The sequence below is a fragment of the Pseudomonas sp. MNR3A genome, from assembly GCF_009650575.1.
Classification (GTDB): domain Bacteria; phylum Pseudomonadota; class Gammaproteobacteria; order Pseudomonadales; family Pseudomonadaceae; genus Aquipseudomonas; species Aquipseudomonas machongensis.
In genome coordinates, this window is the sequence record NZ_VZZS01000030.1 from 12,894 (window position 1) to 27,578 (window position 14,685).

The 14,685-nt window shown below is 63.0% G+C and carries 15 protein-coding genes; 6 read left to right on the forward strand and 9 right to left on the reverse strand.

Annotation, left to right across the window (positions count from 1 at the left end):
- Nucleotides 1–12: 12 nt before the first annotated feature.
- On the reverse strand, nucleotides 13–720 hold the full coding sequence (locus tag F6X62_RS20365) for a VacJ family lipoprotein (RefSeq protein ID WP_153774536.1): 708 nt from the start codon (nucleotides 718–720) through the stop codon (nucleotides 13–15).
- A gap of 199 nt (nucleotides 721–919) precedes the next feature.
- Here F6X62_RS20365 and F6X62_RS20370 point away from each other — a divergent pair, with 199 nt between their 5' ends.
- Both F6X62_RS20370 and F6X62_RS20375 read left to right on the forward strand, forming a co-directional pair.
- The gene (locus F6X62_RS20370; RefSeq protein WP_153774537.1) at nucleotides 920–1,483 is read left to right on the forward strand and encodes a phosphonoacetaldehyde phosphonohydrolase-related protein; all 564 of its coding nucleotides are present in this window, start codon (nucleotides 920–922) and stop codon (nucleotides 1,481–1,483) included.
- A gap of 123 nt (nucleotides 1,484–1,606) precedes the next feature.
- Nucleotides 1,607–1,870: a DUF4404 family protein gene (locus F6X62_RS20375; protein WP_063545619.1), complete on the forward strand. Its 264-nt coding sequence runs from the start codon at nucleotides 1,607–1,609 to the stop codon at nucleotides 1,868–1,870.
- Between the two features lie 88 nt (nucleotides 1,871–1,958).
- Here F6X62_RS20375 and queF read toward each other — a convergent pair whose 3' ends face one another.
- Nucleotides 1,959–2,789, reverse strand: coding sequence for an NADPH-dependent 7-cyano-7-deazaguanine reductase QueF (queF, locus tag F6X62_RS20380; protein ID WP_153774538.1), 831 nt, complete (start codon nucleotides 2,787–2,789; stop codon nucleotides 1,959–1,961).
- Between the two features lie 67 nt (nucleotides 2,790–2,856).
- Entirely contained in the window at nucleotides 2,857–3,351 is a 495-nt protein-coding gene (locus F6X62_RS20385; RefSeq protein ID WP_153774539.1) for a plastocyanin/azurin family copper-binding protein, read from the reverse strand.
- A 207-nt stretch (nucleotides 3,352–3,558) separates the two neighbouring features.
- Here F6X62_RS20385 and cinR point away from each other — a divergent pair, with 207 nt between their 5' ends.
- Both cinR and F6X62_RS20395 read left to right on the forward strand, forming a co-directional pair.
- A complete protein-coding gene (gene cinR, locus F6X62_RS20390; RefSeq protein WP_065861984.1) occupies nucleotides 3,559–4,239 on the forward strand; it encodes a two-component system response regulator CinR in 681 nt (226 codons plus the stop codon).
- Nucleotides 4,236–5,573 (forward strand): heavy metal sensor histidine kinase, encoded by a 1,338-nt coding sequence (locus F6X62_RS20395; RefSeq protein ID WP_153774644.1) that lies wholly within the window; start codon nucleotides 4,236–4,238, stop codon nucleotides 5,571–5,573. The genes cinR and F6X62_RS20395 overlap by 4 nt, the downstream gene beginning before the upstream one ends.
- 83 nt (nucleotides 5,574–5,656) lie before the next feature.
- Here F6X62_RS20395 and F6X62_RS20400 read toward each other — a convergent pair whose 3' ends face one another.
- From F6X62_RS20400 to F6X62_RS20410, 3 genes are read right to left on the reverse strand one after another with little or no spacing between them, the layout of a single operon-like run.
- Nucleotides 5,657–6,901, reverse strand: coding sequence for a lipoprotein-releasing ABC transporter permease subunit (locus F6X62_RS20400; RefSeq protein WP_153774540.1), 1,245 nt, complete (start codon nucleotides 6,899–6,901; stop codon nucleotides 5,657–5,659).
- Between the two features lie 56 nt (nucleotides 6,902–6,957).
- The gene (lolD, locus tag F6X62_RS20405; RefSeq protein ID WP_172964760.1) at nucleotides 6,958–7,641 is read right to left on the reverse strand and encodes a lipoprotein-releasing ABC transporter ATP-binding protein LolD; all 684 of its coding nucleotides are present in this window, start codon (nucleotides 7,639–7,641) and stop codon (nucleotides 6,958–6,960) included.
- A gap of 7 nt (nucleotides 7,642–7,648) precedes the next feature.
- Entirely contained in the window at nucleotides 7,649–8,899 is a 1,251-nt protein-coding gene (locus F6X62_RS20410) for a lipoprotein-releasing ABC transporter permease subunit (protein WP_054894434.1), read from the reverse strand.
- 93 nt (nucleotides 8,900–8,992) lie between these two features.
- Here F6X62_RS20410 and F6X62_RS20415 point away from each other — a divergent pair, with 93 nt between their 5' ends.
- Nucleotides 8,993–9,577 (forward strand): PilZ domain-containing protein, encoded by a 585-nt coding sequence (locus F6X62_RS20415; RefSeq protein WP_153774541.1) that lies wholly within the window; start codon nucleotides 8,993–8,995, stop codon nucleotides 9,575–9,577.
- A 31-nt stretch (nucleotides 9,578–9,608) separates the two neighbouring features.
- Nucleotides 9,609–10,325, forward strand: coding sequence for a glycerophosphodiester phosphodiesterase (locus tag F6X62_RS20420; protein WP_153774542.1), 717 nt, complete (start codon nucleotides 9,609–9,611; stop codon nucleotides 10,323–10,325).
- 48 nt (nucleotides 10,326–10,373) lie between these two features.
- Here the strand turns inward: F6X62_RS20420 and sthA are convergent, their stop codons facing one another.
- From sthA to F6X62_RS20435, 3 genes are all read right to left on the reverse strand, one after another.
- Nucleotides 10,374–11,768, reverse strand: coding sequence for a Si-specific NAD(P)(+) transhydrogenase (gene sthA, locus F6X62_RS20425; protein ID WP_054894437.1), 1,395 nt, complete (start codon nucleotides 11,766–11,768; stop codon nucleotides 10,374–10,376).
- Between the two features lie 202 nt (nucleotides 11,769–11,970).
- Complete coding sequence (locus tag F6X62_RS20430) at nucleotides 11,971–12,969, reverse strand: FAD:protein FMN transferase (protein WP_153774543.1); 999 nt, start codon at nucleotides 12,967–12,969, stop codon at nucleotides 11,971–11,973.
- Nucleotides 12,970–13,100: 131 nt separating this feature from the next.
- Nucleotides 13,101–14,564 (reverse strand): glyceraldehyde-3-phosphate dehydrogenase, encoded by a 1,464-nt coding sequence (locus F6X62_RS20435; protein ID WP_054894439.1) that lies wholly within the window; start codon nucleotides 14,562–14,564, stop codon nucleotides 13,101–13,103.
- Nucleotides 14,565–14,685 lie beyond the last annotated feature (121 nt).

The window sequence follows — 14,685 nt, forward strand, 5'->3', positions numbered from 1 at the left end:
TGCTTGCCTGACTCAGAAGTCGTCTTCGACTTCCCCGTCCTTGACCTTGAACTCGCGGTTCTGCAGGTAGGCGTTGCGGATGAAGATGTACTTGTCGCCCTGCATCAGCTTCTCTGCCGACAGCAGGCTGGCGCGGGTGTCGATCACGTCCAGGGCGAAGATCGAGTTGCGGGTCGGTACATGATCGATATAGCGGTAGGGTTCGGTGAAGGAGTCCGGGTACTTGGACAGACCGTCACGCACAGTGCTCGGCCCCAGCAGCGGGATGACCACGTATGGCCCGCTGGGCACGCCCCAGTAGCCGAGGGTCTGGCCGAAATCTTCGTCGTTGCGCTGCAGCCCCATGCGGGTGCCGACGTCGATGAAGCCGCCCAGGCCGAACGTGGTATTGACGATCAGCCGCGCCGTGTCGATGCCTGCCGCGCGAGGCTTGAGCTGCAGGACATTGTTGACCAGGTTGCCGACGTCGCCCAGGTTCAGGAAGACATTGTGAATGCCGTCCTCGAGGAACTGCGGGGTGACCGCCTGATAGCCTTGGGCCAACGGCTTGAGGGCGTAGGTATCAATGGTGTCGTTGAACCTGAAGATCGGTCGATTGACCACTTCCCAGGGATCTTCCTCGGTCGCCGCCTGGGTGGCGGCCACAGGCGCCAGCAACAGACTGACACAGACACAGGCCTGGGTGATTCGCTCGATCACACCGGCACCGATCCTCTGCATAGATGTTTCTCCATCGGATTTCACGGTGGCAGCCGCCTGAAGGCGCTGCTGGATAGTGCGCCAGTATAAAGGCAATCTGGCAGGCAGCCAGCATTACACACCTTTGTTCAACATTTTGTGAACAAGAGTTTCATCTTCCAACTGTCATCCGACCGTCATGAAGGGCGTTTAGCCTGCGGTGTATTTCAGGGATGTTGCCATGCACGAAGCGCCCGCCCTCACTGCTGTGCTGTTCGGCCTGCGCGGTTGCCTGGTCCAGGCCGCGAACGGCAGCCCCCTGCCCGCCCCCGGTGCCCTGGACACCCTCCAACAACTGCGGCGCCAGCAAGTACCTTGCATCTGGCTGGACGACCTGAGCGACCATCAGGGCGAGCACCTGGCCAGCGTGCTCCCCGACTGGCTGCCCGGCCAGGTTGCCAACGGTTCGCCATGGCCCTCACCGAATGCTTGCTGGCATGCCTTGATGTCATTGAACAGCGATCGCCTCGATGGCTGCGTGCTGGTCAGTGGCGAGCCGCGCCTGTTGCAGTCGGGCCTGAACGCCGGATTGTGGACCGTCGGCCTTGCCGCCTGCAGCCCTTCCTGCGACCTGGCATCGAGTCGGTGGCAAGCCATGAGCACGCAGGAGCAGGAGTTGGCCCGCGGCAAGGCTACCCTCGAGCTGTTCGGCCTGGGCGTGCACTCGGTGATTGACCACCTGGAGTCACTGGACACCTGCCTTGCGGACATCGCTCAGCGCCGACGCAAGGGTGAAAAACCCTGACACAGCGTCGTTGATGCCGGTCATGCAAAGCGCCAGCAAGTGGATTACGCTTGAAGTCAGGCCAGAACCTTTGCCGCTTCGCCGAGGTCCATGGCTTGCCAAGTCATTGATGGAGAACAGCCAATGCCCGCCCGCGAATTGCAAGAGCGCCTCAACAGCCTGCGCGAGCAACTGGATCGAAACGTACCGCTGTCGGAAGAAGAACTTGCCAGCCTGCATGAGGAAGCGCGACAGATCGAAGCGCAACTGAAGCTCGAAGAGGCCACGCCAGACAACAACCTGGTCGATGGCGTGAATCTGGCCATCGAGCGTTTCGAAGCCGATCACCCGGACCTCACGGCGACGCTGCGCAGCATTGCCAACTCGCTGCACAGCATGGGGATCTGATTTCATCACCAAGAGCCGCCCCTGCAGTCATCACCTGCCGGAGCGGCATCGCGCTACGCTGGGGGTATAACGCCCCCAAGCATTGCGCTTACTGGCGCACCAACCGCCCGTTGCTCGGACTGATCGGCCGATTGCTGCGGTAGGGGTTGATGTCCAGACCACCCCGACGCACATAACGCGCATACACCGTCAGATGCTCCGGCTGCAGCAGGCGCAGCAGGTCCAGGTAGATCCGCTCGACGCACTGCTCGTGGAAATCGGCATGCTGGCGGAAGCTCACCAGATAGGTCAGCAGGCTGGCATGATCCAGCGCGCGCCCCTTGTACTCGACCACCACACTCCCCCAGTCAGGCTGGCCGGTGACCGGGCAGTTGGACTTGAGCAGGTGGCTGTGCAGGGTTTCCTCGACGATACGCTGCGAGTCGCAGCGCAGCAGTTCAGGCTGCGGTTGCTCGTAGTTGCTGATGCTCACGTCCAGCCCATCGATGCACTGGCCCGGCAAGGCCACCACACCCTGCTGCTCGACCTCACCCAGCGTTCGAACCTGAACCTTCACAGGCTTGCCTGCAGCAGCGGACAAGTCCTTCTCCAGGCACGCCTGCAGCTCGCCGCTCGATGCGAACACCGTCTGGTTCAACGAGTTGAGGTAGAGCTTGAACGACTTGGACTCGATGATGTTAGGCGAGTCGGCCGGAATGGCGAACTCGCCGATGGCCACCACCGGCTTGCCGGAGGGCAGCAACCACGACAGCTCGAAGCAGTTCCAGTAGTCCACGCCCTGCCACGGCAGGGTCTGCGCGGTCACACCCAGCTCGGCCCATTTAGCCGTGCGTGGGATCGGAAACAGCAGCGACGGGGTGTAAGTGGCGATGTATTCGCTGGACTTGCCCAGCGGGGAGTGTTCGGCGGCGGGATGCATGTATCTGACCTGAAAGCGCGGGAATGGCGCCATTCTACCGGTTTTGCACCCCGCCTTGGGGATGATGTCACTCGATGGTCAACTGACCGACCATGCCCGCCTGATAGTGGCCCGGTACGTTGCAGGCGAATTCGATGGGCGTCGACTTGCGGAAGGTCCAGGTCAGCTCGGCGCGCTGCCCGGGCTGGACCAGCACAGTGTTGCCCTGATCATGCCCGTTGCCGCCATGGCCCATCTGGCTGTGGTCCATCCCGGCCATGTTGCCATGGTCCATGCCCGCCATGGCCGCCATCTCCTTCTGGTGCTCGACGTGCATGGCTTTGTCACCCAGGTTGAACTCATGAGCCAGCTTGCCTTCGTTGATCACCACGAAGCGCACCGTCTCGCCGGCCTTGACCTGCAGGCTCTTGGGCTCGAAGGCGATGTCCTTGAGCACCACATCGACGGTACGGGTGGCCTTGGAGGCCGGCGCCGGTTCGCCGAAGCCGAAGGTCTTGGCGCCATCGGCGAAGACCGGCAGGCTGGCCACGGCGAGGGTGGCGGCGAGGATCAGGTGTTTCATGGCAACTCCGGTTTGTGCGCTAGAGATGGAGCCACTCTAGGGTCATGGGACTGGCGGCTAGCTGACAGGCAGATTACAAGTTTGTCAGCTTGGGCGCGCTTGCCGATCGTCACGTATCATTTGAGCCAATGCTGCGGCACGACACTCCGGGCTGTTCTATGAAAACTGGAGTGCTCGTGCGCTTACCTTTTTGACAATGGACAGTGCATGAAACTGCTGATCGTCGAAGACCAGGCCAGGACCGGCCAATACCTGCGCCAGGGCCTGAGCGAGGCCGGTTTTGCCACGGAACTGGCCGATGACGGTGAAACGGGGCAATTCCTCGCGCTCACCGGCGACCACGACCTGCTGATCCTGGATGTCATGCTGCCGGGCCGGGATGGCTGGCAGATCCTTCAGGCGGTGCGCCAGGCGGGGCTGGACACGCCGGTATTGTTCCTTACCGCGCGTGACGCTGTCGAAGACCGCGTCCATGGCCTGGAGCTGGGGGCCGACGATTATCTGGTCAAACCCTTTGCCTTCTCCGAGCTGCTGGCCCGGGTACGTAGCCTGCTGCGCCGCGGCGCCAGCCCCTCCCAGGACACCACCCTGGCCCTGGCCGACCTGCGCCTGGACCTGATCCGTCGCCGCGCCGAGCGCGCCGGCAGCCGCATCGACCTGACCGCCAAGGAATTCGCCCTGCTCGAGCTGCTGCTGCGGCGCCAGGGCGAGGTGCTGCCCAAATCGCTGATCGCTTCGCAGGTGTGGGACATGAATTTCGACAGCGATACCAATGTGATCGAGGTCGCGATCCGTCGCCTGCGCCTGAAGATCGACGACAACCACCCCAACAAGCTGATCCATACCGTGCGCGGCATGGGCTACGTGCTCGAGGAGCGCCACGACTGATGCCCCGACTCTCCCTCAGCGGGCGCCTGGCCCTGCTGTTCGCGGCCTGCACCGCCGCCGTGTCGCTGAGCGCCGGGTTGCTGTTCAGCCATGCCAGTGAACGTCACTTCGTCGAGCTCGACCAGCAGTTGCTCAGCGCCCGCCTCTCGCAATTGCGTGCGCACCTGGCCGATGTCGACTCCCGCACCGCGTTGGACGTCCACCTGCCGACGCTGCGCAGCGAGCTCAGCCACCAGTCGGACCTGGCCCTGCGTATCCGCGGCAACGACGGTACGCTGTGGTTCGACAGCCGCGCAGGCTTGCCGCAGGAACCCCGTCAGCCGGGCCTGGCCACCCTGCACAGTGACGGCATGGACTACCGCAGCCTGTGCCAGGCGTTGCCAAACGCCCAGGTCACCTTGTTTCTCGACATCACCCACCACCAGCACTTTCTACAACGCATGCAGCAGTTGATCTGGCTGACCGTCGGGCTCTGCGCGTTGGCTACAGCCCTCCTCGGCGCCTGGGCTGCGCGCCGCGGATTGCAACCGTTGCGCCAGATGGGCGCGGTGGCCGCCAGCGTCAATGCGCGCTCGCTGACCACGCGCCTGCCAGTGGCACAACTGCCTGAAGAACTCGCCGAGCTCGGCCACACCGTCAACGCCATGCTGCAACGCCTGGACGATGCCTTTCAACGCCTCTCGGCCTTTTCCGCCGACATCGCCCATGAACTGCGCACGCCGCTGTCAAATCTGCTCACCCACACCCAGGTCACCCTCACCCGCCCCCGCAGCCTGGAGGAGTACCGCGAAGCCCTTCACGGCAACCTCGAGGAACTCCAACACATGGCGCAGATGGTCAACGACATGCTGCTCCTGGCCAAGGCCGACCATGGTCTGCTGATGCCCAGCCGACAGGCTTTGGACCTGGCGACCGAGACCGATGCTCTGCTGGAGTACTACGCGCCGCTGGCCGAAGATGCCGGCATCATCCTGCGACGCCGCGGTGAGGCACAGACAGAGGGCGACCGGCACATGCTGCGCCGGGCCATGTCCAACCTGCTGGACAACGCACTGCGCTTCACCCCACCTGGCGGGACCATCGAAGTGACGCTGTCACCGGGGCTGCACATAGAGATCGCCAATACCGGCCCCGCGATTGCAGCGCAGGCCCTACCACGCCTGTTCGACCGGTTCTATCGAGAGGATCCGACACGCCATGAAGGCAGCAGCGAACATGCGGGGCTAGGGCTTGCGATCACCCGGTCCATCGTGCAGGCCCATGGCGGGGGAATTCACGCCCACTGTGAAGGGGGATGGACACGCTTTGTGATTGACCTGCCCCCGAAGCGCTGAGGCAGTGCAACGGCTGGCGCGGGCTTCGTTTACGCTCGCGCCAGCGCAGGGATCGCGCCCACCTTCATGCGCAGACCACGACGTCACTCGTAACGCAATGCCATCGCAGGCTCGATCTGCGATGCGCGATACGCCGGATACAACGTGGCCAGGAAACTCATCACCAGGCCGGCGATACAGATGATCGCGACATCACCCCACTGCAACTGCGATGGCAGGCTGCTGATGAAGTACATGTCGGAGGTGAAGATATGCTGGCCGCTGGTGCGTTCCAGCCAACCGACGATGGCGCTGACATTGAGCGCACCGATCACGCCCAACACCCCGCCAATCAGGGTGCCGACGATACCGATCAGGCTGCCCTGGACCATGAAGGTCCCCATGATCTGCGCCGGCGTCGCGCCGATGGTGCGTAGAATCGCGATGTCGGCACCCTTGTCGTTCACCACCATCACCAGGGTGGCGATGATGTTGAACGCCGCCACGGCAATGATCATCAGCAACAGCAGACCGATCATGGTCTTTTCCATCTTCATCGCGCTGAACAGGCTGCCCTGGGTGTGCGACCAGTCATCGGCGCGGAAGGCATCGCCCAGGGCCGAAGCGATCGCCTTGGACACCTGCGGCGCAGCGTACAGGTCGTGCAGCTTCAGGCGTACGCCCTGCACCTGGCCCGGTGCCCAGCGTTGCATCTCGCCGGCGTCGGCCATGTGGATGTAGGCCTGCGAACCGTCCAGCTCGGCGCCGACCTTGAAGATGCCGACCACGGTCAGGCGCTGCATGCGTGGGGTAATACCACCGGGCGCACTGCTCACTTCCGGCACGATCAGGGTGACCTTGTCGCCGGTGTTCAGGCGAAAACGGCGCGCCGTCAGCTCCCCGAGCACCACGCCATACTCACCGGGCTGCAACGCTTGCAGGGCACCCTGAACGATATGCTGGCCGACAATGGAGACCTTGCCCTCCTGCGCCGGATCGATACCGCTGACCTGGATCGGCTGCATCGCGCCCTTGTAGGAGAGCATGCCTTCCATTTCCGTCAGGGGCGCCGCGGCGATCACCGCCGGGTTCTTCAGCGCGGCCTCGGCAACACGCTGCCAGTTATCCAGCGGCTGTACGCCAAGAATGCTGGCATGCGGCACCAACCCCAGCACGCGGGAGCTCATTTCACGCTGGAAACCGTTCATCACCGACAACACCACGATCATCGCCAGCACGCCCAAAGAGAGGCCGATCATCGAGGTCATGGAGATGAACGAGATGAAGTGATTGCGGCGCTTGGCACGGGTGTAACGGGCACCGATGAACAAGGGCAAGGGTCTGAACATGTACGCGAACACCCAGTTGAACAGTAGATTGGGGCCGCGCAGGCGGCCCCATGCAATCAGATCGAGATCAGACGACCGTCTTCCAGGCTCAGCACACGGTCCATCTTGCGTGCCAGGCTCAGGTCGTGGGTCACCACCAGGAACGCCGTGCGCGACGCCGTCGACAGTTCCTGCATCAGCTCCTGGATACCCAGAGCGGTATGGTGATCAAGGTTGCCGGTGGGCTCGTCGAGCATCACCAGGCCCGGCTGGTTGACCAACGCACGGGCAATCGCCACGCGCTGGCGCTCGCCGCCAGACAGTTCGGCAGGCTTGTGATTCAGGCGATGGCTGAGGCCTACACGCTTGAGCAGCGCCTCAGCGCGCTGACGTGCTTCCGGGATAGGTGTACGACCGATCAGCAGCGGCATGCAGACGTTTTCCAGGGCCGTGAATTCTGCCAGCAGGTGGTGGAACTGGTAGACGAAGCCCAGGGCGCGGTTGCGCAGCAAGCCGCGATCACGTTCGCCAAGCGCCGAAAGCTCCTCCCCGGCCAGCCAGACGCTGCCCTGGGTTGGCGTGTCGAGGCCGCCCAGCAGGTTGAGCAGCGTGCTCTTGCCCGAGCCGGAGCTGCCGACGATGGCCACCCGCTCCCCTGGGTGCAGTTCCAGGCTCAGGCCCGACAGCACCTGCACCGACTCCGGCCCCTCGTCATAGGACTTGCCCAGGTTGCGGCAACTCAGTACGGCTTTATCACTCATGCGCGACTCACTCATAACGTAGCGCCTCTGCAGGCTGGGTGCGCGCGGCACGCCAGGCCGGATACAGGGTGGCGAGGAAACTCAGGACCAGCGCCGCACCGCAGACCATCCACACGTCCTGGGCGATGATCTGCGACGGCAGGTAATCGATGAAGTACACATCGGCATTGAGGAACTTGTGCCCGATCAAGGTCTCGACACCCGCGATCGCCGCACTGACGTTGAGCGCGGCGATGATCCCGACCACTGCGCCGATCAGCGTGCCGACCACGCCGATCACCGTGCCTTGGACCATGAAGATCGCCATGATCTGCCGGGGCGTGGCGCCAAGCGTACGCAGGATGGCGATGTCGCCGCGCTTGTCATTGACCACCATCACCAGGGTGGAAATGATGTTGAACGCGGCCACCGCGACGATCAGCAGCAGGAGCAGGCCGATGATCGACTTCTCCATGCGAATCGCCTGGTACAGGTTGCCCTGGGTGCGGGTCCAGTCGCGGGCGTAATACTGGTGCTCGCCCAACTGCTGGACGATGCTCCAGGCCTCGCGCGGAGCCTTGAACAGGTCGTCGAACTTCAGGCGCAGGCCTTGCACCTGGTCGGCCTTCCAGCGGTGCAGGCGCGAAAGGTCGGAGAGGTTGGTCAGGCCCAGGAAGCCATCGATCTCGCCAGCGCCGACGTGAAAGGTGCCGACCACGGTAAAGCGCTTCATGCGCGGGAACATCCCGGCCGGGGTGATGCTCACCTCGGGGGCGACGAAGGTGACCTTGTCACCGACCTTGACGCCCAGCTTGGTGGCGGCCTTGTCACCGATGAGGATGCCCCACTCGCCGGGCGCCAGTTGGTCGAGGCTGCCCTGCTGCAGGAAGTTGTCGATGATCGACACCTCGCGCTCGCGGTCCGGCTGGATGCCGTTGAGCAGCATCTTCTGCACCTTGCCGTCATGGGTAAGCAGCCCCTGCATCTGCGTGAAGGGCGCGACCGCCTGCACGTGCGGATTCTGCTTTACTTGTTGAGCAAGGGCCTGCCAGTCGCCGATGGGCTGGTCGCCCTCGATGGTGGCGTGGGGGACCATGCCAAGGACGCGGGTGCGCATCTCGTGATCGAAGCCATTCATCACCGACAGCACCACGATCATCACCACCACGCCCAGGGCGAGGCCGATCATCGAGGTCAGGGAAATGAACGAGACGAAATGGTTGCGTCGCTTGGCACGGGTGTAACGCGTACCGATGAATACGAAGAGAGGTCTGAACATGTCGGGGCTTGTTCGGATGAAAGGGAACGTCCTGGTGGCGAGGCGCCTACGGCGGCTTTACACTCGGACCACCGCCGCAACCATGGGTTCGCCATGACGACATTAGACGAAGAAGATCGCCGGGAATACTACCGCATCGAAGACAGGATCGCACTGGAAATCAGCCCCCTGAGCGCGGCCGAAGCCCTTGAACCAGAACTGTTGCAGGATGATTCACCACTGTTCAACCTGCTCAGCGAGCTGCACCTGTCGGACTTCGAATCCCAGCACCTGTTGCGCCAGCTCAGCGACAAGGACCGCACCCTGGCCGCCTTCCTGCGCGCCCAGAACAAACGCCTCGACCTGCTCAGCGCGGTGGTCGCACAAACGCTGATCGGCGAGATCGGCCAGCCGCAGCGGGTGATCATCTCCGAAGGCGGTGTCGAATTCGCCCAGGCGCAGCAGATCGCGCCCGGCACCCGGGTAAAGGTGAAGATGGTACTGATGCCTCGCGCCCACGGCCTGCTGCTGCGTGGCCGCGTCACCCACTGCGACCCACGTCCCGAAGGCGACTTCGAGGTTGGCACCGAATTCATCGACATGACCGATGCCCAGCGCCAGCTCCTGGCCCGCTATATCCTGCAGCGTCAGCAACAACAGCGGCGCCAGCAACTCGAACACGACGACCCGGCATCCTGAGCCTTTTCCCTTTAGACCTGAAGGAACGAACGTGACCCTGATCTACGGCCATCGCGGCGCCAAGGGCGAAGCGCCCGAGAACACCCTGACCAGCTTCCGCCAGTGCCTTTCGCACGGCGTCGACCGTTGCGAGCTGGACCTGCACCTGTCGGCCGACAACGAGCTGATGGTGATCCATGACCCGACCCTCAAGCGCACCACCGGCCGACGCGGCAAGGTCGTCGAACACCCGGCAGCGGACCTGGTTACCTACGACGCGCGCAAGGGCGGCCCCGGACATGTGCAGCCCTGCCCTATCCCGCGCCTTGAAGAACTGTTCGAGAAGTGCGCCTTTGCCCACTGGCAGCTGGAGGTCAAGAGTGCTTCGCGCACCCGCGCAGCAAGCACGGTGCTGGCCATTCGCGAGCTGGCACAACAATACGGCCTGCTCGACAAGGTGACCATCACCTCGAGCTCGCGGGAAGTGCTGGGAGCAGCGCAGGAACTGGTGCCCGACATCGCGCGTGGGCTGGTTGCCGAATACGCCTGGCTCGACCCACTGAAAGTGGCACAGAACTACGGCTGCGAGATGCTCGCGCTGAACTGGACGCTGTGCACCCCCGAACGCCTGCTCAAGGCGCAGAAGCAGGGTTTGCATGTGTCGGTGTGGACGGTCAACGAGCCGGCGCTGATGCGCCGACTCGCCGATTTTGGCGTGGACAGCCTGATTACAGACTTTCCCGGTTTGGCCAAGACCACCCTCGGGTAGGGCTGAAATCGGTCTCCCCGACCGGCTCAGGCCACCGGTCGGAGCCGCTCAAAAAAGCCGGTTCAGACCGTCGTAGGCAGCTACCCGATAGGCTTCGGCCATGGTCGGGTAGTTGAAGGTGGTGTTGACGAAGTACTTGAGATTGTTCAGCTCACCCGGCTGGTTCATGATCGCCTGGCCGATGTGGACAATCTCCGAAGCCTGGTAGCCGAAGCAATGCACGCCAAGGATTTCCAGAGTTTCGCGGTGGAACAGGATCTTCAGCATGCCCTGAGGCTCGCCGGCGATCTGCGCACGGGCCATGCTCTTGAAGAACGCCTTGCCCACTTCATACGGCACCTTGGCCTGGGTCAGCTCCTGCTCGTTCTTGCCGATCGAACTGATCTCCGGAATGGTGTAGATACCGGTCGGCACGTCGTTGACGAAGCGCCAGCTGCCGTTGTCGACGATGCTGCCGGCCGCCGAACGGCCCTGGTCGTGGGCGGCGCTGGCCAGGCTCGGCCAACCGATCACGTCACCGGCACCATAGATGTTCGGCACACTGGTGCTGTAGTTCTCGTCGACCTCGATCTGGCCGCGGCTGTTGACCTTGATGCCGATGTTCTCAAGGCCCAGCTTGTCGGTGTTGCCGGTACGGCCGTTGCACCACAGCAAGGCGTCGGCCTTGATCTTCTTGCCCGACTTCAGGTGCAGGATCACCCCGTTGTCCAGCCCCTCGACACGCTCGTACTCCTCGTTATGGCGTACGGTGATGTTGTTGTTGCTGAAGTGGTAGCTCAGCGCCTGGGAGATTTCCGAATCCAGGAAGCTCAGCAGTTGACCACGGTTGTCGACCAATTCGACCAGCACACCCAGGCCACTGAAGATCGAGGCGTATTCGCAACCGATCACCCCGGCACCATAGACGATCAGCTTGCGCGGCGTGTGGCTCAGGCTGAGGATGGTGTCGCTGTCGTAGACGCGCGGGTGGTGGAAGTCGATGTCGGCCGGGCGATAAGGACGCGAGCCGGTGGCGATGATGATGTGCTTGGCGTTGAGCTTCTCGACCACGCCGTTGGGGCAGACCACTTCGACGGTCTGCTCATCGGCGAAGCTGCCGGTGCCGACGAACACGTCGACGCGGTTGCGCGCGTAGTAGCCGGTGCGCGAGGCAACCTGCTTGGAAATCACCTTCTCGGCGCTCTTGAGCACGTCAGGGAAGGAGAACCAGCGCGGCTCACCAATGGCACGGAACATCGGGTTGGTGTTGAACTGCATGATCTGCCGCACCGAGTGACGCAGTGCCTTGGACGGAATGGTGCCCAAGTGGGTGCAGTTGCCGCCGACCTGGCGACGGCTGTCGACCATCGCGACCTTGCGCCCCGCTTTGGCGGCGTTCATTGCCGCGCCTTCTCCGGCTGGGCCGGAACCCAGCACCACTACGTCGTAGTTGTAGACAGCCATGCGTACTCCTTCAGAACTGGCCCGCCGGCCGGCTGGCCGCGGGGCTCATCATGTCGCCGGGGCGCCATGAAAAAATTCGGGTGCAGTCTAATCAAGCGTGAACGCCGCGCACATTAACCCTTGGTCGCGTCGTAGGCCATCTTTGCCTGCACTACATGTCATTTCGCCGCTTCCCTGGCCGCGATCATCCGTGCCCTGCCTTTCACCCGCCTTTCAACACCCGCTGGAAACCGGGTGTGGAACGGGAGACGAAACCACCCTCGACCCGGGTCACCAGTACGGCAGCGATGCCGTGGGCCACAGCAAAATCCCAGCCGCGCTCGGGCCCGAGAATCAGCAGCAACGTCGAGTAACCGTCAGCGATCAGTGCCGAGCTGTCAAGCACGGTGACTGCAGCCAGACCGTGGGCGACCGGACGCCCCAGACGGGCATCGAAGGTGTGCGAATAGCGCCGGCCATTGTCCTCGAAATAGTTGCGGTAGTCACCCGAGGTCGACACCGACAGGCCATCGATGGCAATTACCTGGCGGGCGATCTGGCGATCCTCGCGCGGCAGTTCCAATGCAATGCGCCAGGGGCTGCCATCAGGCTTGCGGCCTGCGGCCTGCAACTCCCCGGTGGCTTCGGCGACAAAGCTGTCGACACCCATCGCCCGCAGGCGCTCGGCGATCAGGTCAACGGCGTGACCGGCAGCGATGCTGTTGAAGTCCAGCTCCAGCGCGACATCCTTGCACAGGCGATCGCCATCGATGTGCAGGTGACGATAACCTACGCGCTGACGGGCCAAGGCCAGGGCCTGAGGATCGGGCACCTGCTCCTGACGCGCCTGCGGGCCGAAGCCCCACAGGTTGAGCAGTGGCTCGACACTGAGGTCGAAAGCCCCCTCGCTCACATCCGCCAGGTGCTGGCCGAAGGTGACCAGCTCGAGCATGTCCTGCGGGATGGTCAGGCATTGATTGGCCGGCAACTGGTTGAAGCGACTGACGACAGAGTCGTCACGGTAGGTGGAGTAATACGCGTCGATACCGTGCAGGATGGTTTCGACAGCTTCGCGCACCTGGTCCGGCGCCGGGCCGCCGGGGTTGCGAACATACTGGATGCTGTAGCTGCTGCCCATGGTCGGACCGCCCAGGCGCTCCAGCGTGGGTTGCTGGTCACAGGCCGATAGCAGCATCAGGATAAACAGTAAGGCTTTGCGCAAGATTCAGACTCTCGGTTGCCTGTGCCGCGTCTACCGTGGGACCAGCGTTTACCGTGGCAGTGCCGGCACAGACACGACATAAAAAAACGGGAACCCGAAGGTTCCCGTTTTTTCATGGCCTTACAAGCCTATCAGCGTGGAAACGCTGGCGGGTTCACACCGGCCATCTCTTCCATCACGCGAACGACCTGGCAGCTGTAACCGAATTCGTTGTCGTACCAGACGTACAGGACAACACGATTATCGTTGCAGATGGTCGCTTCGGCATCGACCACACCGGCGTGGCGCGAGCCGACGAAGTCGGTCGAAACCACTTCCTGAGAGCTGACGTAGTCGATCTGCTTGTGCAGCTCCGAGTGCATGGCGGTCTGGCGCAGGTACTCGTTGAGCTCCTCGCGGTTGGTCGCCTTTTCCAGGTTCAGGTTCAGGATGGCCATCGACACGTTCGGCGTCGGTACGCGAATGGCGTTGCCGGTCAGCTTGCCCTTGAGCACTGGCAGTGCCTTGGCAGCGGCAGTGGCGGCGCCGGTTTCGGTGATGACCATGTTCAGCGGCGCGGCACGACCGCGACGGCTGCCCTTGTGGAAGTTGTCGATCAGGTTCTGGTCGTTGGTGAACGAGTGAACGGTTTCGACGTGGCCGTTGACGATGCCGTACTGATCGTTGATGGCCTTGAGCACCGGCACGATGGCGTTGGTGGTGCAGGATGCCGCGGAGATGATCTTGTCATCGGCAGCGATATCGCCATGGTTGATGCCGTGCACGATGTTCTTCAGCGCGCCCTTGCCAGGTGCGGTGAGGATGACACGGGCAGCGCCCGGGCAGGCCAGGTGCTGGCCCAGGCCGTCGGCATCGCGCCAGACGCCGGTGTTGTCGACGATCAGTGCGTTGTCGATGCCGTACTGGGTGTAGTCGACTTCGCTCGGGCTCTTGGCGTAGATGACCTGGATCAGGTTGCCGTTGGCAGTGATGGTGTTGTTGGCTTCATCGATGGTGATAGTGCCGTCGAACGGGCCGTGAACCGAGTCGCGGCGCAGCAGGCTGGCGCGCTTGACCAGGTCGTTTTCGGCGCCCTTGCGCACGACGATGGCGCGCAGGCGCAGGCCGTCGCCACCACCGGTCTTCTCGATCAGGATGCGCGCCAGCAGGCGGCCGATGCGGCCGAAGCCGTACAGGACGACGTCGGTGCCCTTGCGCGCCGAAGCGTTCTGCTGGCCAACCACCTCAGCCAGCTCTTCACGGACGAACTGCTCCGCAGTGCGACCGTTGCCTTCCTGCTTGAACTTGTTAGCCAGCTTGCCCAGGTCGACCGAAGCGGCGCCCAGTTTCAGCTCGCTCATGGCTTTGAGCAGGGGGAATGTCTCGTGTACGGACAGTTCGGTCTCGTCGGTCTGACGGTGACGTGCAAAGCGATGGGCTTTGAGGATCGAGATAACCGAACGGTTGATCAGGCTGCGGCCATAGATCGAGCTCACCACGTTGTTGTTGCGGTAGAGCTGACCGATAAGCGGGATCATCGCTTCAGCCAGGGCTTCACGATCGATCCACTCACCAAGACACTGGTCGGGCTTCTGAGTCACGGGAACCTTCCACATGTAGGGACAGAAAAAAGGGGCTACATTATGACGCCCCGATGCGTATCGGGCAATGAGCGCCTGTCGCTACCCGCAAAGCCAGCCGTCATGCCCTTTCGAGCCTGACAGCGAGCAGCGTCGC

Bases quoted from the DNA above. Each gene is read 5' to 3' on its own strand.
- F6X62_RS20365 (WP_153774536.1), bottom strand. From the start codon at position 720: ATGCAGAGGATCGGTGCCGGTGTGATCGAGCGAATCACCCAGGCCTGT.
- F6X62_RS20370 (WP_153774537.1), top strand. From the start codon at position 920: ATGCACGAAGCGCCCGCCCTCACTGCTGTGCTGTTCGGCCTGCGCGGT.
- F6X62_RS20375 (WP_063545619.1), top strand. From the start codon at position 1,607: ATGCCCGCCCGCGAATTGCAAGAGCGCCTCAACAGCCTGCGCGAGCAA.
- queF (WP_153774538.1), bottom strand. From the start codon at position 2,789: ATGCATCCCGCCGCCGAACACTCCCCGCTGGGCAAGTCCAGCGAATAC.
- F6X62_RS20385 (WP_153774539.1), bottom strand. From the start codon at position 3,351: ATGAAACACCTGATCCTCGCCGCCACCCTCGCCGTGGCCAGCCTGCCG.
- cinR (WP_065861984.1), top strand. From the start codon at position 3,559: ATGAAACTGCTGATCGTCGAAGACCAGGCCAGGACCGGCCAATACCTG.
- F6X62_RS20400 (WP_153774540.1), bottom strand. From the start codon at position 6,901: ATGTTCAGACCCTTGCCCTTGTTCATCGGTGCCCGTTACACCCGTGCC.
- lolD (WP_172964760.1), bottom strand. From the start codon at position 7,641: ATGAGTGATAAAGCCGTACTGAGTTGCCGCAACCTGGGCAAGTCCTAT.
- F6X62_RS20410 (WP_054894434.1), bottom strand. From the start codon at position 8,899: ATGTTCAGACCTCTCTTCGTATTCATCGGTACGCGTTACACCCGTGCC.
- F6X62_RS20415 (WP_153774541.1), top strand. From the start codon at position 8,993: ATGACGACATTAGACGAAGAAGATCGCCGGGAATACTACCGCATCGAA.
- sthA (WP_054894437.1), bottom strand. From the start codon at position 11,768: ATGGCTGTCTACAACTACGACGTAGTGGTGCTGGGTTCCGGCCCAGCC.
- F6X62_RS20435 (WP_054894439.1), bottom strand. From the start codon at position 14,564: ATGTGGAAGGTTCCCGTGACTCAGAAGCCCGACCAGTGTCTTGGTGAG.